Raw genomic sequence first — 23,864 nt, forward strand, 5'->3', positions numbered from 1 at the left:
GCTGCTCCTCGTCAGTTCTTGCGTGTCAGTACGTTCAGTTGGACTTCGCCGTGATCCACACGGTGATGGCGATCAGCGCGCCGATGCCGAAGATCCAGATGAAGAGGCCCTCGGAGACGGGGCCGAGCGATCCGAGCGTGAATCCGCCGGGCGACTGGGTGTCCTGCAGGAACAGCAGGTAGGAGATGACGTCGCGCTTCTCCTCCGTCGTCAGCGTCATGTCGTTGAAGACGGGCATGTTCTGCGGACCCGTCACCATCGCCGCGTACATGTTGAGCGGCGTCGTGTTGTAGAGAGCAGGGGCGTACTTGCCCTCGGTGAGCGCACCGCCGGCGCCGGCGACGTTGTGGCACATCGCGCAGTTGATGCGGAACAGCTCGCCGCCCTCGGCGGCGTTGCCCTCGCCGTCGAGCACCTCGTCGGACGGGTAGGTCGGTCCGGGGGCGATGCTCTGGATGTACGCGCCCACCGCGGCGATCTGGTCGTCGGTGAACTGCACCGGCTTCTGCGGAGCCTGCGGGCCCTGCATCTGCAGCGGCATGCGACCGGTGCTCATCTGGAAGTGGACCGACAGCTCGCCCACGCCGTAGAGCGAAGGACCGTCATCGGTGCCCTGCACGTCGAGGCCGTGGCAGGTGGCGCAGTTCGCCTGGAACAGTCTCTCGCCGTCCTGCACGGTGGACGCGCTGGCGACCGTGGTCTCGGCGGTGGCGGCGACGGCCGCGGTCGCACCGGCGTACACGCCGCCGGTGATCAGCAGTCCGATGCCGATGAGTGCGGCGGCAGCCCAGGGGCTGCGGCGGCCTTTCGAGCGGCGCGGGGTCTCACGTGCCATGTCGGGAATCAGCTCCGCTCTTATTTCAGGAAGTAGATGACGAGGAACAGGGCGATCCAGACGACGTCGACGAAGTGCCAGTAGTACGACACGACGATCGAGGACGTCATCTCTTTGCGCCCGAAGTTCTTGACGGCGTAGGCGCGGCCGATCACCAGGAGGAAGGCGATGAGGCCGCCGGTGACGTGGAGCGCGTGGAAGCCGGTGGTGAGGTAGAACGCCGACGCGTACGAGTTCGCGCTGATCGGCATGCCCTCTGCGACGAGCTGGGCGTACTCCCACACCTGGCCGGACACGAAGATCGCGCCGAGGGCGAAGGTCAGCCAGAACCACTCGACCATGCCCCAGCCGAGCCAGCCGCGCTTGCGGGTCGAGTACGGCTGGAACCGCTCGGCGGCGAAGACGCCCATCTGGCAGGTGACCGACGAGAGCACGAGGATGATCGTGTTCACGGTCGCGTAGGGGATGTTGAGCAGCTGCGTCTCTTCCGCCCACAGATCAGGGGAGGCGTTGCGCAGGGTGAAGTAGATCGCGAAGAGGCCCGCGAAGAACATCACCTCGCTGCCGAGCCACACGATCGTTCCGACGGCGACCGGGTCGGGCCGCTTGACGGACCGCATGGCCTGGGCGTAGGTCGCTGAGGAGGTCGTCACGCTCCCCATTATGGCCGATCCTGGGACTCGATATTCGCATCGGCGGGCATGCATTTGCCTGCATCGGAACTTAGGGCCGCCTAAGAGAAGTCCGCGAGTCTGCCGTGAAGGCGTGATGAAGACGCAGAACCGGGCGCAGCGGGACGCCGTGTCACGAAACGATTCCGATCTTCGGCCACGGCTAGGCTCGTGGTCATGGCGGAGCTGTACACCTGGCCGAACGTCCTCACCACGCTGCTGGAGCGGCGCGACCTGAGCGTCTCGGAGTCGACGTGGGCGATGCGGCAGATCATGAGCGGCTCCGCGACCCCGTCGCAGCTCGGCGCCTTCCTGGTCGCCCTGCGCGCCAAGGGCGAGACGGTCGACGAGATCGTCGGCTTCCGCGACGCGATCCTCGAGGCTGCCGTCCCGCTGCCGGTCGATCCGGCCGTCCTCGACATCGTCGGCACCGGCGGCGACCGCTTCGGCACGGTGAACGTCTCGACCATGGCGGCACTCGTGGCCGCGGCATCCGGTGTCCCCGTCGTGAAGCACGGCAACCGCGCGGCGAGCTCGGCCTCGGGCTCGTCCGACGTGCTCGGCGCACTGGGCGTCGACCTCTCGCTGCCGCCCGAGGCCGTGGCGGCGGCTCTGCCGCAGGCCGGCATCACGTTCGCGTGGGCCGCCGCCTTCCACCCGGGCTTCAAGCACGCCGGTGCCACCCGCAGCGAGCTGGGCGTGCCGACGGTCTTCAACTTCCTCGGACCGCTCTGCAACCCCGCGCGCGCCGAGGCGAACGCTGTGGGCGTCGCGCAGCTCGACCGGGTGCCGCTCATCACCGGCGTCTTCCGCACGCGCGGCGCGACCGCCCTGGTGTTCCGCGGCGACGACGGACTCGACGAGCTGACGACCACGGGTCACAGCCGCCTGTGGGAGGTCAGCCGGGGCGACATCCACGAGCACGACCTCGACCCCCGTGACCTCGGAATCCCGCTCGCCGACATCGACGACCTGCTCGGCGGCGACCCGGCGCACAACGCCGCCGTGGTGCGTCGGGTGCTCGCCGGCGAGGAGGGACCGGTTCGCGACATCGTGCTGCTCAACGCCGCCGCGGGCATCGTGGCGTACCGCCTGTTCCAGGACGCCACCCAGGTGCAGCGCCCGATCCTCGAGCGGCTCGCCGAGGCGCGTGACGCGTCCGCGGAGGCGATCGACAGCGGCGCCGCCCTCGGCACGCTCGACCGCTGGGTCGACGTCACACGCGCGCTCGCCTCCTGATCGGAGAGACGGCACCGCGCGGCCTCTTCCTTCGCGGTCGCGTCCGCCGATAGCGTGTCCTCAGATCCCTGATCAGGAGGCAGCCATGAGCGAGGAAGCTCCCACCACCGCCGACACCGTCGAACCGCCCGCAAAGCGGGTGGGGCTGGTGAAGGCCGTGGGCATCATCGGCATCATCGGCGGCGTCCTGCTCATCCTCGTCGGCATCATCGCCTGGATCGCCGTGACGACCCAGCTGACGGCCGAGAACATCACGATCCCGGACGACGCCGCCGCCTTCCAAGGACAGCAGGTCACCGGCCCGGTGACGGCGTACATTCAGGCCGACATCATCAACCACCACGCGCTGGAGGCATCGGGCGGCAAGACCTACGCCGAGCTCGACCAGGACGATCCGGTCCGCAACACCGTCATGCAGGCGTCCTTCCTGCGGGCGTCGCTGTTCACCTCGGTGGTGGCGTACGGCGTCGCGCTCTTCGCGGCCGGAATGGGCGTACTCGCGATCCTCTTCGGCTGGGCGATCCACCGGCTGGCGAGCGTGCCCGTCGTCGTGAAGCGAACGGCCCTGGCCGGCGAGTGACCGTCTGCCCGCGGGCCGACGCGTGATGAACCCCCACGAGGCGCTCACCGAGATCGCCACGCTTCTCGAACGGGAGCGGTCGTCGCGGTACAAGTCGAAGGCGTTCCGCGCGGCGGCCGACGCCATCGCCGGCCTGACCGACGAGGAGCTGCGGGATGCCGCATCCCTCCGCCGCCGCAAGGGGGTCGGCGACTCCACCTTCGCCGTCATCCAGGAGGCGCTGAGCGGCGGTGTGCCGTCCTATCTCGCCGACCTCCGCGAGCGCGCGGGTGTGCAGGTCGCGTCGCACCTGCGCGGACTCCTACGCGGCGACCTGCATGCGCACAGCGACTGGTCGGACGGACTCACCTCCATCGATCTGATGGTGGACGCAGCGCGGTCGCTCGGGCACGAGTACCTCGCGCTGACCGACCACTCGCCGCGGCTGCGGGTGGCCAACGGACTCTCGCCCGAGCGCCTCCGCGCCCAGCTCGAGGTCGTCTCCGGCATGAGCGGCGGCGGCATCACCCTGCTCTCGGGGATCGAGGTCGACATCCTCGATGGGGGTGCGCTCGACCAGGAGCCCGACCTGCTCGAGGAGCTCGACATCGTCGTGGCGTCGGCCCACTCGAAGCTGCGGATGGAACGGGCGCCGATGACGCGGCGGCTCGTGGCCGCGGCATCCGACCCGCACGTCGACGTCCTCGGGCACGTCACGGGCCGGCTGGTCGAGGGGTCGCGGGGGACTCGGCCGCAGTCGACGTTCGACCCGAAGGCGGTCTTCGAGGCGTGCGCGGCGCACGGCGTCGCGGTCGAGATCAACTCCCGGCCCGAGCGGCAGGACCCGCCCGACGAGCTGATCGCTCTTGCGATGGAGATCGGATGCCTGTTCTCGATCGACTCCGACGCTCACGCGCCGGGTCAGCTGTCGCTGATCGACCACGGGGCGGAGCGCGCCGAGCGTCTCGGCGTCCCTGCGGACCGGATCGTCACGACGTGGCCGCTGGACCGCCTGCGCGAATGGACGGGTCGCACCCGGTGACCCCAGGCGTTTCCCGGGCTACGGTGGCGTCGTGGTCTATACGCACGCAGAGCTGATCGCCCGCAACGACGCCGAGTTCTCCGAGCTCCTGGCACTGATCGTCGGGCTCCCGGAGGGCCGCCTGACCGAGGAGTTCGCCGGCGACGGCCGCGACCGGAACGTGCGCGACGTGATCGCGCATCTGCACGCGTGGCACATCCTGCTGGAGCGGTGGTACTCCGACGGCACCGCAGGCGGATCGCCCGCGATCCCGGCCGAGGGCTACACGTGGCGCGAACTCGCCGCGCTCAACGAGGAGCTGCGGCTGCAGTGGCAGCAGACCGGCCTCTCCGAGCTGCTGGCACTGCTGCGCGCGTCGCACGAATCGCTGCAGGCCATGGTCGCCCTCCACACCGATGCCGAGCTGGCCGCAGCCGACGCCTACGCGTGGACGCAGGGATCGCCCCTGGGCGAGTTCGCATGGGAGTGCGGAGGGAACCACTACGCCTGGGCGCGCGGCGTGATCGCGGCCGGGCTGGAGCTCCCGGCCGCGACCTAGCCTCGGCGTCAGCTCGACGCGTTCGCGCGGATCACCTCGAGGCGGGCGCGGTACTCCGTCTCGTCGATGTCGCCCTTCGCGAAGCGCTCCGCGAGGGTGCCCTCGGCCTGGCGGGCGGGGCTCATCCGGCCGTGGGGGCCGTAGCCGCCCTCGGCGGCGGCGCGGCGCCAGCGGCGTCCGAAGATCGCGAACAGCAGGCCGAACAGCAGGATCCAGAACAGCGGAATCAGCAGGAACCACCAGCCGAAGCCCACCGGGCCGGTGAAATGGGTGGCCACGAGTGCGGTGGCGAGTGTTGCGGACATCGGATTCCTCTCGGTCGAGGTCGGCGACGTCGGGTCGGCGACCGGATGCTCCGAGTCAACGCCGGGCGAGGCATCCGCGAATCTGCCCCCGGGAGTCACTTCACCTGCTCCCCGGGGAGTAGCCCCGAGCGGCGAGCTCCTACCGCCAGCCGGGGGTTGCGACGCCGGACTCGTACGCGAGCACGACGAGCCGCACCCGGTCGCGCGCGTGCAGCTTCTGCATGATGCGCGAGACGTGGGTCTTCGCCGTGAGGGGCGACAGATGCAGCCGGGCGCCGATCTCGTCGTTGGTGAGCCCCTCCGCCACGAGGCGAAGCACATCGACCTCCCGCTCGGTGAGCGCCGCGAGCAGCGCCGGATCGGGGGTGTCGCGCATGCCGGTCGCCGCGCGGTCGAGCAGACGCCGGGTGACGCCGGGGGAGAGGAGGGCGTCGCCGGCCGCGACGGCGCGCACGGCACGGATGAGGTCGGCGGGCTCGGTGTCCTTGACGAGGAAGCCGCTGGCGCCGGCGAGGATCGCGCGCGACACGTACTCGTCCAGCTCGAACGTCGTGACGATCACAACCCGCACGTCGGCGAGAGCCGGGTCGTCGGCGATCTGCTCGGTCGTCCAGAGTCCGTCGCCGTCGGGCATGCGGATGTCGAGGAGTGCGACGTCGACCGTCGTCTCACGGAGTGCGCGCAGCAGCTCCTGCCCGCCGGACGCCTCGGCGACGACCTCGATGTCGGGTTCGGAGTCGAGCAGCGCCCGGAATCCCGCCCGGACGAGCTGATGGTCGTCTGCGAGGGCGACGCGAATCATCGAGCGCCCTCCCATGGCAGCCGGGCGACGATGCTCGTGCCGCGCGGACCGGTCTCGATGTCGAGCGCGCCTCCGGCGAGCTCGGCGCGCTCGCGCATGCCGCGGAAGCCGCCGCGTTCGACGGCATCCGCTGGGATGCCTCCGCCGTCGTCGGCGATCGTGAGGACGAGATCGGACCCGCTTCGTTCGAGGGTCACGGTCGCGTTCGACGCGGCAGAGTGGCGCACGACGTTCGTGAGGGCCTCCTGCGCGATCCGGTAGGCGGTCGTCTGCGTGGCGCTGGGCGGCAGGTCGTCGCCGAGACGGTCCTCGAGCTCGACGGTCAGCCCGAGTCCGGACCGGCCGGCGACGAGGGCGGCCAGCTGCGTCAGCTGGGGCTGCGGGGTGAGCGGCGCGGTGACCGGAGCGCCGCCGTCGTCGCCGCGGAGGAACGACAGGACGCCGCGGACCTCGTCGAGTCCGGTGGCGCTCAGCGTGCGGATGTTCGCGAGCGCCTCGCGGGCGCGCTCGGGCTCGCGGTCGAAGAGGTGCAGCCCGACGCCAGACTGAACCGCGATCTGGCTGAGCGAATGGGCGAGCACGTCATGGAGCTCCCGTGCGATGCGGGTGCGCTCCTCCTGCTCGGCGATGCGGCGCCGCTCGGCGAGCTGGGCCTGGCGCCGTTCTGTGCCCTGCAGTCGCGCCCGGATCCCCTCGCCGATCGCGAAGCACAGGGCAAGGCCGAGGGTGGAGAGGGCGATGCGGAACGGATGCCAGGACACCTCGAGCAGTCCCGCCGCGACGATCGTCGCCAGCCACGCGGTCCCGACGGCGATCAGGGCCCAGAGGCGAGCTCCGCGAACGACGGCGCCCACGATGGCGAACCCCAGAGCGACGGCCGGTGGCCCGCCCTCGGGCGGCATGAACAGGTCCAGCGCCGTGAGGGCGGCGACGACGGTGACCGTGGGGCCGGGCCAGCGGCGTGCCGCGAGGAGGGCGAGAGCGGATGCCGCGGCCAGTGCCACGCTCGCCGCGGCGAGGGGCAGCGGGGTGCGCGTCCACCACGACATCGCGATCGTCGCGGGCACCTGGACGAGGAACGCGAGGACGACGGGAACGTACAGGCTCACGGCGGGCGGCGGGCGGAAGCGCGGCCCGGTCTCATCCCACGTTCGGCCCGGCATGCGCTCGATCGTACGCCGAGGCCACGGGGGAGTCGTCCGACCACCGGAGCACTCCGCCTACTCCCGGGGGAGTAGGCGCCGGCGGCTCAGTCGGCGTCGACGCGATCGAGTGCGTCGATGATCCGGGTCATCGCGGAACCCAGCGCCCACTGCTCGGCGAGGGCCGCAGCATCCGCCTTGGCCTGCTCGTCGAGCGGGCGCAGTCGTGCGTCGACCTCGGGCAGGGCGAGGTCGCGGACAACCGCCACGACCTTCGGCGCGACCGCCAGGTACGGAGCGCCGGCGGCCAGCTTCGCCCGGACGCCGGCCGACATGCCCTCGCCGGACTCGGCGGCGGCGAGGATGCCGGGAAGGTCGCCGTGGGCGGCCAGGAGGCCGGCGGCCGTCTTCTCGCCGATGCCCGCCACTCCGGGGAGCCCGTCGGAGGAGTCGCCGCGCAGGGTGGCGAAGTCGGCGTACTGGCTCGGCAGCACCCCGTACTTCGCGACCACGCTCGCGTCGGTCAGCACCTCGAGGTTGCTCATGCCACGGGCCGTGTAGATGACCCGCACGTCGCGGGCGTCGTCGACGAGCTGGAACAGGTCGCGGTCGCCGGTCACGACGTCGACGGGCAGGGTCGCGCGGGTGGCGAGCGTGCCGATCACGTCGTCGGCCTCATGCTCGGCTGCTCCCACGATGCGGATGCCGAGGGCGTCGAGCGTCTTGCGGATGACCGGCACCTGCACCTCGAGCGGGTCGGGCACGACCTCGACGTCGGGACCGACGGCGACGACTTCGGCGACGCGATGCGTCTTGTACGTCGGAATGAGGTCGACGCGCCACTGGGGTCGCCAGTCGTCGTCCCAGCAGGCCACGAGGTGGGTGGGGCGGTACGTCGTGACCAGGCGCGTGATGATGTCGAGGAATCCGCGCACCGCGTTGACGGGCGTGCCGTCGGGCGCGCGCACCGTGTCGGGAACGCCGTAGAACGCACGGAAGTACAGCGACGCGGAGTCGAGGAGCATGAGGCGGTCGGTCACGGGCTTCATCCTGGCACGCGCGTCCGACGCGCTGCGACGGTTGCGCTCAGCAGCCGGGGCCGGACGGGTTCTCGCGGCACGTCTCGTCGACCAGCGCCGTGCGCACCTCGACGACGCGCACGGGATAGTCGCCGCTCGTGGCGGTCACGAAGCCTTCGACCGGCTGCCAGTAGCCGGTGCCGAAATCGACGGATGCCGCGTACCGCACGGTGACGGAGACCGGATACGTGCCGCGATCGGCGTACACATGACTCGTCGGGGTCGGCGTGAACTGCGCCTGCGCGAGGCGCGCCCAGCTCGCTCCGCCCGTCGCCGTGGTCGCCGTCGTGCCGTCGCCGTGCGCGAAGACGAACTCGGCCGGCACGAAGCGGACGGTCACGTCCCAGCCGAGAAGGGTTCCGCTGAGACGCTGCTCGGATGCCGCGCCCACGAGGTTCGTCGGCATGCCGACGACGCCGAACCCGGCCGGCTCGCCGGTCAGTTCGGGCGCCGCCGGACGGAACGACGCCAGATCGGCCAGAGTCACCTCGGGGAGCCCTGCCACCTCATAGTTGCCGCGGCAGCCGAGCGGCCCGCAGTCCTCGGTCTCGTCAGGAGCCTCTGGGACGGGCTCGCCCGGCTGCGTCGGCGGGTGGCCGCCGTCCGCCGAGTCGTCGGGGCGAGAAGAGCCTGGGCGGGTGGTGCCCGCGGAGACGTCGACCTGCTCACCCGAGTTCTCAACGTCGCAGTTGCCACCCCATCCAGCCGAGTCGCAATCGGCAGCGAAACTGGCATTGGAGGTGAGCAGAACCACAGCTACGCCCAGAAGCACGCCCTTGGCGACTACTCGGAGCATGTCAAACCGTCGTCTCGCCCGTCGATCTCCGATATCAGTGATGTCGGAGAGCCTTCAGATGCCAATTGCACCGTCACCCGCATTGTCTGAATGTCCCGCCGGTCCTCAGCGACGACCGATGTTCCCTCCCTGTTGACGAGGGTCACGTCTGACACGTCCAGACAGACATCCAACTCAATGTGCTCTGGGTTTCCCTCTTGAGTTGGACTCGGCGCTATTGCGTTCACTTTCGTGGTCCCGTCGACCGTGAGTTGATCCGCATGCATTTCGGAAAAGGATTCTCGAGCGCCAGCATTGGCATCCCCGGTGGTCCAGGCGTACACGTCCTCGAACGTCTCGGGATCGCTCAGGTCGACGGCGTTGAGCGCATCGACGTAAGCGCGGTACGTCTCCTCGGCCGCCGCGAACGCCTCGGCTTCGTCGGTGAACGCGCTCGTGGGCGTGGGTGCCGGCTCGGAGGCGGGCGCGCACCCGGCCAGGATGCCGGCGAGCGCCACGGCGACGAGGATCATCGGGGCCTTTCGCGAAGTCACGCCCCCACGGTACCCACGACCGGATCGCGGCCGGCGGACTTATCCACACCGGGCGCAGAGCGGCGGGTCGGGCGGCCTGGGGAGGAGCCGGCGATCGCGTGGGGGGCGTGACCGCCGGCTCTGGGCGACTCTCAGAGGCCGCCCCTCGTGCCCCTGGGGGTGGGCACGAGGCGGGGTCCCGGAGTGCATCGCCGCCGTCGGGTTTCCACGGCGTCCGCCGGGCTTGCGGCCGGCGACGGCCGGCGTCGTGGAGACCTCCTAAGAGTCCCACCCCCACCTGGGAGTGGACTGTCTTCCCGTCACGATTCAGCCGTCATCTGACGGCGGCGCGTACGCTCGTAGGCGATGTCCTCGCACTCCGCCTCCGTCCCGCCCGATGGCACCGACATCGTCGGCGGGCGCGACGCCGAGCTCAACGCCCTGCGGGCCGCGGCATCCGCACGGCTCGAGGGTCTCGATGCGGCGATCGCGCAGCTGCGCTCCGACCGCGGAAGCGACAACGCCGACGACGAGCACGACCCCGAGGGGGTCACGCTCTCGAGCGAGTGGGCGCGCCTCGAAGGACTGCGCACCGCCGCCGCGCGCGAGATCGCGGAGATCGACGACGTGCTCGCGCGACGCCGGGCGGGCGCCGACGGCGTATGCGTCGACTGCGGCCGCGGCATCCCTCCGGAGAGACTCGAGGTGCGCCCCACCGCGACCCGCTGCGTGGACTGCGCCACCCGCGCGGGAGGCTGACGTGTCGTTCGGCGCCGCCGCGTCAGCTGCGCGCGACGACCGCTTCCGCCGCCCGGTCGCGGATCGGCCGTGTCCGTGCGGAAGCGGAGAGCGTTTCGACGGATGCTGCGGGCCGCTGCTGGCGGGAGATCCCGCGCCGACGGCCGAACGTCTGATGCGCTCGCGATACACCGCTTTCGTCGCGGGTGACGCCGGCCACCTCTCCGGCACGTGGCATCCGGGCACCCGACCCGACGCGCTGGACCTCGATCCGGCACAGCGCTGGAGAGGCCTCGAGATCGTTGCGACGGAGGACGGTGGCGAGCAGGACGCGCGCGGGATCGTCGAGTTCCGCGCGCTGTGGTCCTTCGGGCGGGAGCGCGGCGTTCTGCAGGAACGGAGCAGGTTCGTGCGGCAGGGCGGCCGCTGGTGGTACCTCGACGGCGAGGTGTCATAGCCGAAGACGAGACGGTCTGTCCCGCGGCCCTCCGGTCCCGTTAGCGTGGACGCATGAGCACTCCGGTCGACAAAGCCCAGTCCCTTGCCCGCCTGCACGCCGCGCCCGAGATCCTCCGGCTCGTGAACGTGTGGGACGCCGTGTCCGCCAAGACGATCGCCGCACTGCCCGAGACCCGGGCCATCGCCACGGCGGGGCACTCGATCGCCGCGTCGTACGGCTACGCCGACGGCGAGATCCCGCTGGATGAGATGCTCGACATGGTCGGACGCATCGTCGCGGCGGTGGGCGACCTCCCCGTCACCGCCGACCTCGACGCCGGTCACGGCGACGCGGGCGAGACGGTGCGCCGTGCGATCGGCAAGGGCGTGGTCGGCGCGAACGTGGAGGACCGGCTGCAGCCGCTCGCCGACTCGGCCGCCGCCGTCGAGGCCATCGTCGCCGCCGGCGAGGCCGAAGGGGTTCCGTTCGTCCTCAACGCCCGCACCGACGCTTTCGTGCGGGCGGGCGGCCGTCCGCTCGACGAGTCCATCGCCGATGCCATCGAGCGCGGGCGCGCGTACCTCGGCGCCGGTGCCGATCTCGTGTTCGTGCCCGGCATCCTCGACGCCGATGTCACCCGTCGCCTCGTCGAGGGCATCGGCGAGCGCAAGGTCAGCGTCATCGGTCTGCCCGGATCGCTGACCGCGAGCGAGTACGAGGACCTCGGCGTCGCGCGGATCTCGTACGGGCCGATGCCCCAGCGGGTCGCGTTGACGGCGCTGCAGGATGTGGCCGCCGACCTCTACGACGGCGGCGTCATCCCGGCGAGCACGCGTTCGCTGAACTGACGCGCGTCAGGTGTCGTGCTCGATGGGCGCGGTGTCCTCGCGGTGGTCGTCCACGGCGCCCGGCGGGTAGTCGGCGATCTCGGGGCGCGACCGCAGGTACAGCGTGCTGGCGATGAGCCCGCCCCACACGAGGATGATCGAGAGGATCAGGAACGTGATCGCGATGCCGGTCACGACGACACCTCCTTCGCGGATGCCGCAGCCTTGGCCTGCGGCGGTGGCTGGTAGGCCGGCCAGGCGGTGAAGGCGTCAGGCGATGCACGCCAGGGGATGAGCGCCATGACGATCGCCGCCACGACGATGAACGCGATGGTTCCCCATCCGACGACCAGCAGATACCACCCGGGCATGCCGCCGTAACCCTCGATGATCAGAATGACCATCCGCTGGATCAGCATGTAGCCGAGCACGATCGGGCCGAGCACCCCCACCAGGAGGACCCACAGCCGGCCGACCTTGAACGTGGAGACGGCGTTGAGGTGGAACCGCAGCTCTGCGCCGCGGCGGAGCACCCAGATGACCACGATCGTCATGAGGACCGCGGAGGCGACGATCCCGACGTTGTTCGCCCACTGGTCGGCGACGTCGAGCGCGAGGAGGCCCGTCGTCGTCGAGAACAGCAGGATGGACAGGATCGCGGAGATCACGCCCACGCTCACCGCGGCGGTGCGCCGCGTCATGCTGAACTTCTCCTGGATCGCCGCCGAGACGACCTGAATCACAGAGATCAGCGAGGTGAAGCCCGCCATCACCAGGGAGCCGAAGAACAGCGCACCGAAGATCGGTCCGCCCGGCATCTGAGACACGATGGCGGGGAAGGTGATGAAGCTCAGGCCCACACCGGTGAGGCCCTCGAGCTCCGACACGGCGATGCCCTGCTGGAAGGCGAAGAACCCGAGCGTCGCGAAGACGCCGATTCCGGCGAGGATCTCGAACGAGGAGTTGGCGAATGCGACCACGAGGCCCGGGGCGGTCAGGTTGGACCGGCGCCGACGGTAGGACGCGTAGGTGATCATGATGCCGAACGCGATGGACAGTGAGAAGAAGATCTGGCTGTAGGCAGCGATCCACACGCTCGGGTCGGCCAGTGCCTCCCAGTTCGGGGTGAACAGCGCATTCAACCCCTCGGCTGCGCCGTCGAGGAAGAGCGCCCGCACGACCAGGATCAGGAAGGCGACGACGAGGAGAGGCAAGAAGATGACGTTCACCCGCTGCAGGCCCTTGGCGACGCCCGCCCAGAGGACGACGATCGCGGCGAGCCAGACGAGCGTGAGCGGGATGAGCACACCCGGGACGAATTGGAGGGAGAAGCCGGGGTCGCCGACCTGGAGGTATTCGCCGGTGAGGAAGCCTGCGGGGTCGTCACCCCAGCGCAGGTCGAAGGAGAAGACGAAGTAGCTCAGCGCCCAGGCGACGACGGCGGTGTAGTACAGCCCGATCACGAACGCGATGGCGACCTGGAACCAGCCGAGCGACTCGACGGCCCGCTTCGCCTTGCCGCCCATGCGACGGAAGGCCGTCGGCGCGGCGCCGCGGAAGCGATGGCCGATCGCGTAGTCGAGGAAGAGGATCGGGATGCCCGCCGTGATCAGCGCCACAAGATACGGGATGAGAAACGCACCACCGCCGTTCTCGTAGGCCACGCCGGGAAAGCGCCAGATATTGCCCAGGCCCACGGCGGATCCGATCGCCGCCAGGATGAATCCGACCTGGCCCGTCCACTGCTCCCTCGGCCGCCCGTTCCCGGCGCGGGCGCCGGCGTCGTCTCGGACATTCGTCACGTCATCGTCCCCTTCGTCGAAGGCAAGTCCGCTCTCGGGACGCTATCAGCGGGCCACCCGGAGGGGAAAGGCCCCCGGCGGCGCGGCGGGAATCACCGGCGCGCGCCGGCTGTTGAAGCGCAGCATGGAGCCCGCAGCCGTCGACGTCGTCGTCATCGGCGCCGGGCAGGCGGGTCTATCGGCGGCCTACCACCTCCATCGCCGCGGCTTCGAGCCCATCGGCCGAGCCCAGCCCGGTGACGAGACCTTCGTGGTGCTCGACGCCGCCGTGCGGCCGGGAGGTGCCTGGCAGCACCGCTGGGAGTCGCTGCGCATGGCGACGGTGAACGGCATCCATGAGCTCCCCGGGTTCGCGGTTCCCCCGGCGGATCCGTCGGCGTCGAGTCGCGACATCCTTCCCGCGTATTTCGCTGAGTACGAGGAGCGGTACGCGCTCGATGTGCAGCGACCGGTCGCGGTGCGCGCCGTACGGCGCGGGGACGACGACCCCGCCGGACGGCTCGTGGTCGAGACCGATCGCGGCACCTGGGCGGCACGCTACGTGATCAACGCCACCGGCACGTGGTCGCGCCCGTTCTGGCCCCACTACCCGGGGCAGGAGCGCTTCCGCGGGCGACAGCTGCACGTGGCGGACTACGTGTCGCGCGACGAGTTCGCCGGTAAGAGAGTCGTCATCGTCGGGGCGGGGATCTCGGCGATCCAGCTGCTCGATGAGATCTCGCACGTCGCCGAGACGTACTGGGTCACGCGTCGTGAGCCCGAATGGGTGGAGGAGGACTTCGACATCCCGGCGCGGGTGGCGGCCATCGCGGGGGTTGAGGACCGGGTGCGCCGCGGTCTTCCTCCCGGAAGCGTGATCTCGGTGACCGGCATGCACTGGACGCCGTGGGCGCGGGCGGCCGAAGCTCGCGGGGTGCTGGTGCGGCATCCGATGTTCGCCTCCATCGAGGAGGACGGAGTGCGGATGCCCGACGGCACGTTCGTCGCCGCCGACGTCATCCTGTGGGCGACGGGCTTCCGCGCCGCGATCGACCACCTCGCGCCGCTGCGGCTGCGGACGCCGGAGGGCGGCATCCGTGTCGCCGACGGACGCTCCATCGACGAGCCGCGCCTGTTCCTCATCGGGTACGGACCGTCGCAGTCGACGGTCGGCGCCAACCGCGCCGGTCGCGCCGCGGTGCGCGCGATCGTCGGCGAGCGCACGGCAGCGGCGGCGTAGTCGACGCCGGGTCAGCCGGCGAGTGCGTCGGAATACGCCCGGATGACGCCCCACGCGCCCTCGGAGCTGTTCGCGACGATGGTGACCGTCGTCCGCGTCTCGGGATCGAAGCGCGAGCGGATCGACACCCCGGCGTCGTATCCCTCCAGGACGATGCCCGGCCCGTCCAGGTCGAGCCAGAACCCCAGCCCGTATCGCAGGCCCTCCGACTCGACCGTGCGGCGCGGCTTCCACAGCTCCGCCACCGTCGACGCGGGCAGCACCTTCCCGTCGGCGAGTGCGCGCCAGAACCGGCTCAGGTCGGGCGCGGTCGTGAACGCCCCGCCGTCGCCGTTGCCGCGCACCGGCAGGTGGAGCACGTTCGATCGCAGGGATTCGGGCTCCTCGTAGAGGTAGCCGATCGCGGCGTCGCCGGGCAGCTCGTCGAGGCGGAGGAAGGCGGTGCCCTTCAGACCGGCGGGAGCGAAGACGCGCTCGCCGACGAGCTCGTGGAACCCGACGCCTGACACCCGCTCCGCGACGAGCGCGAGCACGATGTAGCCGCCGTTGTTGTACGCGAAGCGCTCGCCGGGTGCGGTCTTCTGCGCGTGGCCGGCGACCGCGCGGACGAACGCCTCGGTCTCGGCGAGCTCGTGTACGGGAACCGTGAGGATGTAGTCGTCCACCTCCCAGTCCGCCTCCTCGTCGAGGTAGTCGCCGATGCCGGACGTGTGCGAGAGCAGATGCTCGACGGTCACGCCGTCGTCGATCGTGGGCAGATCGCCGTCCAGGATGCCGCGCACGGGCGTGTCGAGCTGCAGCGAGCCGTCCTCGACCAGCGCCATCACCGCGAGCGCCGTGAACGACTTGCTCGCGCTGGCCATCCCGAAGCGCGTGTCCACGGTGAGGGGGACGCCATGCGCCCGGTCGGCGAGGCCGTACGCCCGAGCGAAGAGGACGGTGCCGTCGACGTCGATCGACACGACGCCGCTCATGGCGTCGGCGCGGGCGCGCTCGTCGAGTGCGGTGGCGATGGCGTCGAGCTCGGGCTGAGGCATCCTGCCACGCTACGGCCTGGGTCCGGGGCGCACCAGGCGAGTACGGTGGAGGTCGGTCTCGCACCGCCGCCCCATCCGCCCCACCGGAGGTCGTCGCATGAGCATCGCGCGCGAGTTGTTCCGTCGCAAGCCCGTGACGGCTCCCGTCGCCTCTCCGGGAGGCCTCACTCGCGGAATCGGCACCTTCCAGCTGGCCATGCTGGGCGTGGGTGCCACGATCGGAACCGGCGTCTTCTTCGTCATGCACGAGGCCGTCCCGCTCGCGGGTCCGGCGGTGATCGTCGCGTTCGTCGTCGCGGCGATCGCGGCGGGGCTGTCGGCCGTCTGCTACGCCGAGATGGCGTCGGCAGTGCCGGTGTCGGGCTCCACCTACTCGTACGCGTACGCCACCCTCGGTGAGATCGTGGCGATGGGCGTCGCCGCCTGCCTCACCCTCGAATACGGGGTGTCGACCGCAGCGGTCTCCTCTGGCTGGAGCGGCTACCTCGACCGACTTGTGGGAGACCTCTTCGGCTGGAGCATCCCCGTCGCCCTGACGGTCGGGCCGCTCGAGGGCGGCATCATCAACCTCCCCTCGGTCGTGCTCGTGGCCCTGTGCGCGCTGCTGCTCATCCGCGGCACGCGCGAGTCGGCGACGGTGAACACGATCATGGTGCTCATCAAGATCGGCGTGCTGGTGATGTTCGCCGCGATCGCCATCACGGCCTTCAACGCCGACCACTTCGCCGAGTTCGCGCCGCACGGAGCAGCCGGCGTCACGGCGGCCGCGGGCACGATCTTCTTCACGTTCATCGGACTCGACGCGGTGTCGACGGCAGGCGACGAGGTGCGCGACCCGCAGCGCTCGCTGCCGCGCGCCATCCTCATCGCGCTCTCCGTGGTGGTCGTCGTCTATCTGTTCGTCGCCATCGCGGCCGTCGGCGCACAGCCGTGGCAGGACTTCGAGGATCCCGCGCAGCAGAGCGCCGGCCTCGCGGTGATCCTCGGCGATGTGCTCGGCGCGTCGTGGCCCGCGACGGTGCTCGCGGCCGGGGCGGTGGTGTCGATCTTCTCCGTCACGCTGGTGACCCTGTTCGGGCAGACGCGCATCCTCTACTCGATCGGTCGCGACGGACTGCTGCCCTCGGCGTTCGCCCGCGTCGACCCCCGCACGCACACCCCCGTGTTCTCGACGATCGTCGTCGCCATCGCCGTGGCCCTGCTCGCGGGGCTCATCCCACTCTCGAGCCTGTGGGATCTGGTGTCGATGGGCACACTGGTCGCCTTCATCGTCGTGTCGCTCGGAGTCATCGTCCTGCGTCGCATGCGGCCCGATCTTCCCCGCGCATTCCGTGTGCCCGGCTATCCGGTCACCCCGATCCTGGCGATCATCGCGTGCCTGTACCTCATCACCGGCCTCGGCTGGTCGACGTACGCGTGGTTCGCCGTGTGGATCGTCGTGGTGCTCGCCTTCTACCTGCTGTGGGGACGCCGCCACAGCCTGCTCGGGCGGGCTTCGCAGGAAGCGGATGCCTCGACCGAGGCCGACCGCAACCCCCCGGTCGGGTCGGACCCCACCGCGTAACGTGGGGGCACCGACGAGAGGAAGAACCCCTATGTCCCGCGTCATGATCTTCGGCGGCCACGGCAAGGTCGCACTCCTGCTCGAACCCCTGCTGGTCGAGCGCGGCCACACGGTGACGGCCGTCATCCGCAACCCGGCGCACGAGGCCGACGTCGCCGCCACCGGAGCGGCCCCGGTCGTCGCCGACATCGAGACGTTCGACCTCGACCAGCTCACGAATCTCGTCGCGGGCAACGACGTCGTCGTCTGGTCTGCGGGTGCGGGCGGGGGCGACGCGGATCGCACGTACGCCGTCGACCGCGACGCCGCCATCCGCTCGATGGACGCCGCCGCCGCGGCCGGTGTGCGCCGCTACGTCATGGTGTCGTGGATCGGATCCGGCCCTGACCACGGTGTGTCGCCCGACGACTCCTTCTTCGCCTACGCCGACGCCAAGTGGGCCGCCGACGACCATCTCCACTCATCGGAGCTGGAGTGGACGATCCTCGGACCGGGCGCGCTGACGCTCGATCCGCCGACGGGCCGCATCCAGATCGACCCCGACGGGCGCGGCGCCGTTTCCAGAGCGGATGTCGCAGCCGTCGTGGCGGCGGTGATCGACGATCCCGGGACCGCGGGGCGCAGCATCCGCTTCGGAAACGGCGATCAGCCGATCGCCGACGCGATCCGCCGCTGACGACTCAGTCCTCGCTCGAGTGCAGGCCCCGGTGCGCCGACAGGAGCGTGAACTCGGGGTGATCGGCGACGAGCCGCTCGGCGCGGTCGAGCACGTCGCGCACGTGCGACGATCCCGACGCCACGACGGCGATCCCGATCACCGCGCGGCGGTGCAGGTCGTGCTCGCCGACCTCGGCGACGGCGACCTCGGTGCGGCGGCTGAGCTCGGCGATCAGCGGACGCAGGACGCTGCGCTTCTGCTTCAGGGAATGCACGTCGCCGAGCAGCAGGTCGAACTCGATCCAGCCGATCCACATGGCTCCATGGTGACAGGAGCCGGGGGCGCGCAGGGCGCGACGGGGCTCTCAGCCGACGCGGACGAAGCGCGGTCCGCGGTACCCGTCGCGCTCCACCAGCTCGTCCCACATCTCCACCGGCCGCACCCAGAGCCCCTGCTCCCCGTAGAGGGCGCGGTACACGACGTGCTCCTCCTCGGTCTCGCTGTGGCGCGCGACGCCGATCACCTCGTATTCGGCTCCCTTGAAGTGGCGGTAGGTCCCGGGTTCGATCGGCATGCCCTCAGGGTATTCCCGCCGGAATAGGCTCGTCGCATGCTTGCAACCGTGATCCATGCCGCCCGTGACATCCGTGTCGAAGAGGTCCCCGATCCCGTGCTCTCCACAGGCGCCGACGCCCTCGTGCGCGTCGTGGCGGCCTGCGTCTGCGGCTCCGACCTGTGGCCCTACCGTGGGGTGACGCCCACCGACGAGCCGCACCGCATCGGCCACGAGTTCGTCGGCGTCGTCGAGGCCGTCGGTGCGGATGTCGAGACGGTGAGGCCGGGAGACTTCGTGATCGCGCCCTTCTACGTGTGCGACGGCACGTGCGCCAACTGCCTCAACGGAGTGAGCACCTCGTGCCTCACCGGCGGATGGTGGGGGAGCGATGACCGCTTCGGCGGCTTCGCCGACGGGGGCCAGGGAGAGTACGTGCGCGTGCCGCTCGCCGACGGCACGCTCGCCGTCGTGCCCGGTCCGGTCTCCGACGACGAGGTGCCGGGGCTGCTGACCCTGAGCGACGTCATGGGGACCGGGCATCACGCCGCCGTCTCGGCCGGCGTCGGCCCCGGCGACTCGGTCGCCGTCGTGGGCGACGGCGCCGTCGGACTCTGCGCGATCATCGCGGCGAAGCGCCTGGGCGCGACGACCATCATCGCGATGTCGCGTCATCCGCAGCGCCAGGCGCTGGCGCGCGAGTTCGGAGCGACCCACATCGTCGAGGAGCGCGGCGACGAGGGGATCGCCGCCGTGCGCGAGCTCACCGGGGGCATCGGCGCGGACCGCGTGCTCGAGTGCGTGGGCACCAAGGAGTCGATGGACCAGGCGCTGCGGTCGACGCGGCCCGGCGGCATGGTCGGCTACGTCGGCGTGCCCAACGGCGGACCCGAGCTTCCGATCCGTCAGATGTTCGGCCGCAATGTGGGGGTGAACGGCGGGGTCGCACCCGTGCGCGGCTACATCGAGGAACTGCTGCCCGACGTGCGGTCGGGCGCGATCCGGCCCGGACGCGTGTTCGACCTGGTTCTGCCGCTCACCGAGGCGGCGGAGGCGTACGCGGCGATGGATGAGCGGCGCGCGACCAAGGTGATGCTTCGGCCCTGATCGCACGGTATCGGCCCCGGTTGGTATTCTACAGTTGTAGAATAGTGGTGGGCGTCGACGACACCTGCCGGCGCCACCGGGTTGCGACCCGGGACTCGATACGGAGGAGGGTGCCGCCATGGCACGCGTTGCAGGAAAGGTCGCGCTGATCAGCGGAGGAGCTCGCGGGATGGGTGCATCGCACGCGCGCCTGTTCGTCGACGAGGGGGCGAAGGTCGTCATCGGCGACCTTCTCGATGCGGAGGGTGAGGCCCTGGCCGCCGAGCTGGGCGATGCCGCACGCTACGTGCATCTCGACGTCACGCGCTACGACGACTGGCAGAACGCCGTGGACCTCGCGGTCAGCGAGTTCGGTCGTCTCGACGTTCTCGTCAACAACGCCGGCATCGCCAACTTCGGATCGATCGAGGAGTACACGCTCGATCAGTGGGACCAGATCATCGCCATCAACCTGACGGGCGTCTTCTACGGCATCAAGGCCGCGATCGAGCCGCTCAAGAAGAGCGGCAAGGGCTCCATCGTCAACATCTCATCGACGGCGGGCATCCAGGGCTACGAGGCACTGCCCGGCTACAACGCGGCGAAGTTCGGCGTGCGCGGACTGTCGAAGAACGCTGCCCTCGACCTCGGTCGCTACAACATCCGGGTCAACTCGGTGCACCCCGGCGTGATCCGCACGCCGATGACCGACGACCTCGAGACCCCGCAGAACCACGTCGCCCTCCACCGGGTCGGCGAGCCCATCGAGCTGTCGCAGCTCGTGCTGTTCCTCGCGAGCGACGAGTCGAGCTTCTCGACCGGCGCGGAGTTCATCGCGGACGGCGGCGAGACGGCCGGCCTGGCACACTACGAGTCGTGATCATGGGAGCGGATGCCTCGGCCGAGGCATCCGCTCTGCTCGATCGGAGACGCATGACCGACGATCCCCGACAGGTGCGGACGCGGGAGGCGCTCGGCAGTGCGCTCATGCGACTGCTCGAGACGGTGCCGCTCGACGCACTGAGCGTCGCGCGGCTCTGCCGTGAGGCGGGTGTGCATCGCACGACCTTCTACGGGCACGCGGACAGCGTGGACGCCTTCGCCGTCGCCTGGTTCACCCGAGATCTCGACCGGCTGAGCGCGGTCGAGGTCTCGGGCCGGTCGCCCCGCGAGATCGCGGGACAGTATCTCGACGCGCTGCGTGCCCTGCTCGACCACGTGGCGTCGGAGCGCGCCGTCTTCCGGGCGATGTTCGCCTCGTCGTCTCGGGGAGCGTTCCGCGCGGCGCTGGAGGAGCGGCTGCGCGCACGCGCAGCGTCGGCGATCGTGGCTCTCGACGCCGCCGGCGCCGCCGGCGTGCCCCGGGGGTCGCGGGCGCGGGAGGAGGCGGCGGCCTTCATCTCCGGCGCGCTCGTGGGCGTGGTGGAGGTCTGGAGCCGCGACGACGACGTCGATGCGCGCGCGGCGAGTGAGCGAGTCCTCGCCCTCATGCCGCCGTGGTGGCCGCTGCACGACTGAAACGGTTCGGAGCATCACGGTGGCGACGCGCCCGCGCATCTCCCGCACGAACGGCCGGTCCTGGGGTAGAACTGGGGAGTTCGCGCTCCGGGGGGATCGCACTGTCGTCGATCGAAGGGACCCCTCCGCCGTGAAGCTCGTCAAGCGCATCGTCATCGGGCTCGTCATCGCCTTCGCCGTCTTCTACCTCGTCACGAGGCCGCAGGATGCCGCGAACGCCGTCCAGGGGGCGTTCGGCGCCGTCTGGGGAGCGGGGATCGCCGTCACCGACTTCTTCGTGGCTCTCGCGAACGGATGAGCCTGTTCGATCCTCGGATCGAGAAGCACCTCATCTCCGACCAGGGCGAGGTGGTGATCGACGAGGTGCACAAGCACTGGGCCGCCGTCGTGAGCGCCACCCTCGAGCTCTTCGGCGGAATCGTGCTGCTGCTGCTCGTCTTCTTCGTGCCGCCGAAGGCGTGGTGGGTGCCGGTCCTGGTCGGGGGAGCGGTCGTGCTCCACGCCGCGTGGCGGATCCTGGAGCGGCGCATGGACGTGTTCGTCATCACGAACATGCGCGTCTTCCGCGTGCACGGGATCCTGTCGCAGAGCATCGCCACCATGCCGCTCGCGCGCATCCTCGACATCTCGGTGCACAAGCCGGTCATCGGTCGCATCTTCGGGTACGGCCACTTCGTGTTCGAATCGGCGGCGCAGGAGCAGGGGCTGCGCGAGATCCGCTACGTCGGCGACCCCGACGGTCGCGGCAACACGATTCAGCGCGTCATCCAGCAGTCGGGCCTTCGCGGGTTCGCCGGACAGCGATCGTTCGCGCACGACGTCGCGGTGCCGCAACTTCCGCCCGGACCCCCGCCGCCGCTCCCGCCCGATCCCACGGCGGCTCGTCCTGCACCGCCGAGCCCGGATCCCGACGCTGCCACCGCGGGCGTCGGCTGGGACTGGCTGGCCGTCGCGCAGCGGCGCGAACAGGAGCGTCTCGCGCAGCTGAGATGCGATCCCGAGCCCGAGACGCCGCCCGTGTTCGACCCCGACCGGACCAGCACCGCACCCCTCGATCTGCCGCGCTGAAACACGAGGAACAGGCCCGGATCCGCCGCCCGGGGAACATCGCGGGCGCCGCCCGCGTTCTGATACCCTGGAGTGTCACTCGTGTGGCTATATCGCCACGCCTCGGTGCCGGTTCTCCGGCAGCGATGTGACATCGCACCAACACAATCCGCTTCGCCTCGGCCCGAGGCATCCGCTCGCCCTCGCGCGATCGGGAGCCGCGACTCGAGCCAGGCCCGACACCCCCAACCCAACAAGGACAACCCACTACATGACTACCGCAACGACCGCCCCGGCCACCAAGCAGGTCGCGATCAACGACATCGGATCTGCCGAGGACTTCCTGGCAGCGGTCGAATTGACCCTCAAGTTCTTCAACGACGGCGACCTCATCGAAGGAACCGTCGTGAAGATCGACCGCGACGAGGTCCTCCTCGACGTCGGCTACAAGACCGAGGGCGTCATCCCCTCGCGCGAGCTCTCGATCAAGCACGACGTCGACCCCAACGAGGTCGTCAAGGTCGGCGACGCTGTCGAGGCCCTCGTTCTCCAGAAGGAGGACAAGGAAGGCCGCCTCATCCTGTCCAAGAAGCGCGCACAGTACGAGCGCGCGTGGGGCGACGTCGAGAAGATCAAGGAGAACGACGGTGTCGTCACCGGCTCCGTGATCGAGGTCGTCAAGGGTGGCCTCATCGTCGACATCGGCCTCCGCGGCTTCCTCCCGGCTTCGCTCATCGAGCTGCGTCGCGTCCGCGACCTCACGCCGTACCTCGGCCAGGAGATCGAGGCCAAGATCCTCGAGCTCGACAAGAACCGCAACAACGTCGTGCTCTCGCGCCGCGCGCTGCTCGAGCAGACGCAGTCCGAGTCGCGCACCACGTTCCTCAACAACCTGCACAAGGGTCAGGTTCGCAAGGGCGTCGTCTCGTCGATCGTCAACTTCGGCGCGTTCGTCGACCTCGGCGGCGTGGACGGCCTCGTGCACGTCTCCGAGCTCTCGTGGAAGCACATCGAGCACGCCTCCGAGGTCGTCGAGGTCGGCCAGGAGGTCACCGTCGAGATCCTCGAGGTCGACCTGGACCGCGAGCGCGTGTCGCTCTCGCTCAAGGCGACGCAGGAGGACCCGTGGCAGGTCTTCGCCCGCACCCACGCCATCGGCCAGGTCGCGCCGGGCAAGGTCACCAAGCTCGTTCCGTTCGGTGCGTTCGTTCGCGTCGCGGACGGCATCGAGGGCCTCGTGCACATCTCCGAGCTGTCGGGCAAGCACGTCGAGCTCGCCGAGCAGGTCGTGTCGGTCGGCGAAGAGGTCTTCGTCAAGATCATCGACATCGACCTCGAGCGTCGCCGCATCTCGCTCTCGCTGAAGCAGGCGAACGAGTCGGTCGACCCCAACGGCACCGAGTTCGACCCCGCCCTCTACGGCATGCTCACCGAGTACGACGAGAACGGCGAGTACAAGTACCCCGAGGGCTTCGACTCCGTCAACGGCGTCTGGCTCGAGGGCTTCGACGCTCAGCGCGAGAAGTGGGAGCAGGAGTACGCCGCTGCCCAGGGTCGCTGGGAGGCGCACAAGGCAGCCGTCGCGAAGGCGCTGGAGGCCGAGGCCAACGCGCCGGCCGACACCGGCTCGTCGAGCTTCACCTCCGAGAGCAACGCCGGCGGCACGCTGGCCGACGACGAGGCCCTCGCCGCTCTGCGCGAGAAGCTGTCCGGCCGCTGATCACCTCAGCGGTGATCGACTAGCGCGCAGCGCTCAGCGAGATCCGTCGAAAGGGTCGGGACCTTCGGGTTCCGGCCCTTTCGCGTTGCCCGGGCGGTGTCGGCGACCGCACGTACACTCTCGATGTGCCCCGCCG

29 protein-coding genes are annotated in these 23,864 nt (G+C 70.3%); 16 read left to right on the forward strand and 13 right to left on the reverse strand.

The annotated features are described in order from the left end of the window. Nucleotides 1-34 precede the first annotated feature (34 nt). Nucleotides 35-835 (reverse strand): cytochrome bc1 complex diheme cytochrome c subunit, encoded by an 801-nt coding sequence (gene qcrC / locus JX005_RS07510; RefSeq protein ID WP_214466813.1) that lies wholly within the window; start codon nt 833-835, stop codon nt 35-37. A 20-nt stretch (nt 836-855) separates the two neighbouring features. After that, nucleotides 856-1,497 carry an aa3-type cytochrome oxidase subunit III gene (ctaE, locus tag JX005_RS07515; protein WP_214466814.1) on the reverse strand — a complete coding sequence of 214 codons (642 nt, stop codon included), beginning with the start codon at nt 1,495-1,497 and terminating at the stop codon, nt 856-858. Nucleotides 1,498-1,683: 186 nt separating this feature from the next. Between ctaE and trpD the strand changes: the two genes are divergently transcribed. From trpD to JX005_RS07535, 4 genes are all read left to right on the forward strand, one after another. Further along, nucleotides 1,684-2,745 carry an anthranilate phosphoribosyltransferase gene (gene trpD, locus JX005_RS07520; protein WP_214466815.1) on the forward strand — a complete coding sequence of 354 codons (1,062 nt, stop codon included), beginning with the start codon at nt 1,684-1,686 and terminating at the stop codon, nt 2,743-2,745. 85 nt (nt 2,746-2,830) lie between these two features. Then, nucleotides 2,831-3,325 (forward strand): aromatic ring-opening dioxygenase LigA, encoded by a 495-nt coding sequence (locus tag JX005_RS07525; RefSeq protein ID WP_214466816.1) that lies wholly within the window; start codon nt 2,831-2,833, stop codon nt 3,323-3,325. 25 nt (nt 3,326-3,350) lie between these two features. Continuing rightward, a complete protein-coding gene (locus JX005_RS07530) occupies nt 3,351-4,346 on the forward strand; it encodes a PHP domain-containing protein (RefSeq protein WP_214467157.1) in 996 nt (331 codons plus the stop codon). A gap of 31 nt (nt 4,347-4,377) precedes the next feature. Further along, the gene (locus JX005_RS07535) at nt 4,378-4,884 is read left to right on the forward strand and encodes a ClbS/DfsB family four-helix bundle protein (protein WP_214466817.1); all 507 of its coding nucleotides are present in this window, start codon (nt 4,378-4,380) and stop codon (nt 4,882-4,884) included. Between the two features lie 8 nt (nt 4,885-4,892). Here JX005_RS07535 and JX005_RS07540 read toward each other — a convergent pair whose 3' ends face one another. From JX005_RS07540 to JX005_RS07565, 6 genes are all read right to left on the reverse strand, one after another. Beyond that, nucleotides 4,893-5,189, reverse strand: a complete 297-nt coding sequence (locus JX005_RS07540; RefSeq protein ID WP_214466818.1) for an SHOCT domain-containing protein — start codon at nt 5,187-5,189, stop codon at nt 4,893-4,895. A gap of 139 nt (nt 5,190-5,328) precedes the next feature. Continuing rightward, nucleotides 5,329-5,991, reverse strand: coding sequence for a response regulator (locus JX005_RS07545; RefSeq protein ID WP_214466819.1), 663 nt, complete (start codon nt 5,989-5,991; stop codon nt 5,329-5,331). Further along, complete coding sequence (locus JX005_RS07550; RefSeq protein ID WP_214466820.1) at nt 5,988-7,154, reverse strand: sensor histidine kinase; 1,167 nt, start codon at nt 7,152-7,154, stop codon at nt 5,988-5,990. Before JX005_RS07550 ends, JX005_RS07545 begins: the two co-directional genes overlap by 4 nt. Nucleotides 7,155-7,240: 86 nt before the next feature. Further along, nucleotides 7,241-8,173, reverse strand: a complete 933-nt coding sequence (locus tag JX005_RS07555; RefSeq protein WP_214466821.1) for a 5'-3' exonuclease — start codon at nt 8,171-8,173, stop codon at nt 7,241-7,243. Between the two features lie 46 nt (nt 8,174-8,219). Continuing rightward, nucleotides 8,220-9,008 carry a hypothetical protein gene (locus JX005_RS07560; RefSeq protein ID WP_214466822.1) on the reverse strand — a complete coding sequence of 263 codons (789 nt, stop codon included), beginning with the start codon at nt 9,006-9,008 and terminating at the stop codon, nt 8,220-8,222. Next, complete coding sequence (locus JX005_RS07565; protein ID WP_214466823.1) at nt 8,996-9,541, reverse strand: hypothetical protein; 546 nt, start codon at nt 9,539-9,541, stop codon at nt 8,996-8,998. Before JX005_RS07565 ends, JX005_RS07560 begins: the two co-directional genes overlap by 13 nt. A 345-nt stretch (nt 9,542-9,886) precedes the next feature. Here JX005_RS07565 and JX005_RS07570 point away from each other — a divergent pair, with 345 nt between their 5' ends. The 3 genes from JX005_RS07570 to JX005_RS07580 are packed head-to-tail and all read left to right on the forward strand — an operon-like array spanning nt 9,887 to nt 11,545. Then, complete coding sequence (locus JX005_RS07570) at nt 9,887-10,279, forward strand: TraR/DksA family transcriptional regulator (protein ID WP_214466824.1); 393 nt, start codon at nt 9,887-9,889, stop codon at nt 10,277-10,279. A 1-nt stretch (nt 10,280) separates the two neighbouring features. Continuing rightward, a complete protein-coding gene (locus JX005_RS07575; RefSeq protein ID WP_214466825.1) occupies nt 10,281-10,715 on the forward strand; it encodes a YchJ family protein in 435 nt (144 codons plus the stop codon). A 53-nt stretch (nt 10,716-10,768) separates the two neighbouring features. Next, nucleotides 10,769-11,545, forward strand: coding sequence for an isocitrate lyase/PEP mutase family protein (locus tag JX005_RS07580; protein WP_214466826.1), 777 nt, complete (start codon nt 10,769-10,771; stop codon nt 11,543-11,545). 6 nt (nt 11,546-11,551) lie between these two features. Here JX005_RS07580 and JX005_RS16260 read toward each other — a convergent pair whose 3' ends face one another. After that, complete coding sequence (locus JX005_RS16260) at nt 11,552-11,719, reverse strand: methionine/alanine import family NSS transporter small subunit (protein ID WP_214466827.1); 168 nt, start codon at nt 11,717-11,719, stop codon at nt 11,552-11,554. After that, the gene (locus JX005_RS07590; RefSeq protein ID WP_214466828.1) at nt 11,716-13,326 is read right to left on the reverse strand and encodes a sodium-dependent transporter; all 1,611 of its coding nucleotides are present in this window, start codon (nt 13,324-13,326) and stop codon (nt 11,716-11,718) included. The genes JX005_RS16260 and JX005_RS07590 overlap by 4 nt, the downstream gene beginning before the upstream one ends. Nucleotides 13,327-13,450: 124 nt before the next feature. Here JX005_RS07590 and JX005_RS07595 point away from each other — a divergent pair, with 124 nt between their 5' ends. After that, nucleotides 13,451-14,545, forward strand: coding sequence for an NAD(P)-binding domain-containing protein (locus JX005_RS07595; protein WP_214466829.1), 1,095 nt, complete (start codon nt 13,451-13,453; stop codon nt 14,543-14,545). Nucleotides 14,546-14,556: 11 nt separating this feature from the next. Here JX005_RS07595 and JX005_RS07600 read toward each other — a convergent pair whose 3' ends face one another. Beyond that, on the reverse strand, nt 14,557-15,582 hold the full coding sequence (locus tag JX005_RS07600) for a serine hydrolase domain-containing protein (RefSeq protein WP_214466830.1): 1,026 nt from the start codon (nt 15,580-15,582) through the stop codon (nt 14,557-14,559). A gap of 97 nt (nt 15,583-15,679) precedes the next feature. Here JX005_RS07600 and JX005_RS07605 point away from each other — a divergent pair, with 97 nt between their 5' ends. Further along, nucleotides 15,680-17,146 carry an APC family permease gene (locus JX005_RS07605; RefSeq protein WP_214466831.1) on the forward strand — a complete coding sequence of 489 codons (1,467 nt, stop codon included), beginning with the start codon at nt 15,680-15,682 and terminating at the stop codon, nt 17,144-17,146. Nucleotides 17,147-17,177: 31 nt separating this feature from the next. Beyond that, nucleotides 17,178-17,822: an SDR family oxidoreductase gene (locus tag JX005_RS07610; RefSeq protein ID WP_214466832.1), complete on the forward strand. Its 645-nt coding sequence runs from the start codon at nt 17,178-17,180 to the stop codon at nt 17,820-17,822. A gap of 4 nt (nt 17,823-17,826) precedes the next feature. Here the strand turns inward: JX005_RS07610 and JX005_RS07615 are convergent, their stop codons facing one another. Together JX005_RS07615 and JX005_RS07620 are read right to left on the reverse strand one after the other, a co-directional pair. Next, nucleotides 17,827-18,120, reverse strand: coding sequence for a DUF503 domain-containing protein (locus JX005_RS07615; protein ID WP_214466833.1), 294 nt, complete (start codon nt 18,118-18,120; stop codon nt 17,827-17,829). A 48-nt stretch (nt 18,121-18,168) separates the two neighbouring features. Next, nucleotides 18,169-18,378 (reverse strand): DUF1653 domain-containing protein, encoded by a 210-nt coding sequence (locus tag JX005_RS07620; RefSeq protein WP_214466834.1) that lies wholly within the window; start codon nt 18,376-18,378, stop codon nt 18,169-18,171. Between the two features lie 36 nt (nt 18,379-18,414). Here JX005_RS07620 and JX005_RS07625 point away from each other — a divergent pair, with 36 nt between their 5' ends. The 6 genes from JX005_RS07625 to rpsA all read left to right on the forward strand — a co-directional run bounded on the left by JX005_RS07625 (nt 18,415) and on the right by rpsA (nt 23,728). Next, nucleotides 18,415-19,464, forward strand: a complete 1,050-nt coding sequence (locus JX005_RS07625) for a zinc-dependent alcohol dehydrogenase family protein (RefSeq protein WP_214466835.1) — start codon at nt 18,415-18,417, stop codon at nt 19,462-19,464. A 118-nt stretch (nt 19,465-19,582) separates the two neighbouring features. Then, nucleotides 19,583-20,323, forward strand: coding sequence for a glucose 1-dehydrogenase (locus JX005_RS07630; RefSeq protein WP_214466836.1), 741 nt, complete (start codon nt 19,583-19,585; stop codon nt 20,321-20,323). Continuing rightward, a complete protein-coding gene (locus JX005_RS07635; RefSeq protein ID WP_214466837.1) occupies nt 20,320-20,961 on the forward strand; it encodes a TetR/AcrR family transcriptional regulator in 642 nt (213 codons plus the stop codon). Before JX005_RS07630 ends, JX005_RS07635 begins: the two co-directional genes overlap by 4 nt. A 130-nt stretch (nt 20,962-21,091) precedes the next feature. Continuing rightward, a complete protein-coding gene (locus tag JX005_RS07640) occupies nt 21,092-21,259 on the forward strand; it encodes a hypothetical protein (RefSeq protein WP_214466838.1) in 168 nt (55 codons plus the stop codon). After that, nucleotides 21,256-22,029: a PH domain-containing protein gene (locus JX005_RS07645; RefSeq protein ID WP_214466839.1), complete on the forward strand. Its 774-nt coding sequence runs from the start codon at nt 21,256-21,258 to the stop codon at nt 22,027-22,029. The genes JX005_RS07640 and JX005_RS07645 overlap by 4 nt, the downstream gene beginning before the upstream one ends. A 250-nt stretch (nt 22,030-22,279) precedes the next feature. Further along, a complete protein-coding gene (gene rpsA, locus JX005_RS07650) occupies nt 22,280-23,728 on the forward strand; it encodes a 30S ribosomal protein S1 (RefSeq protein ID WP_214466840.1) in 1,449 nt (482 codons plus the stop codon). Nucleotides 23,729-23,864: the final 136 nt, after the last annotated feature.

The sequence above is a fragment of the Microbacterium flavescens genome, from assembly GCF_018588945.1.
Classification (GTDB): Bacteria; Actinomycetota; Actinomycetes; order Actinomycetales; family Microbacteriaceae; genus Microbacterium; species Microbacterium flavescens.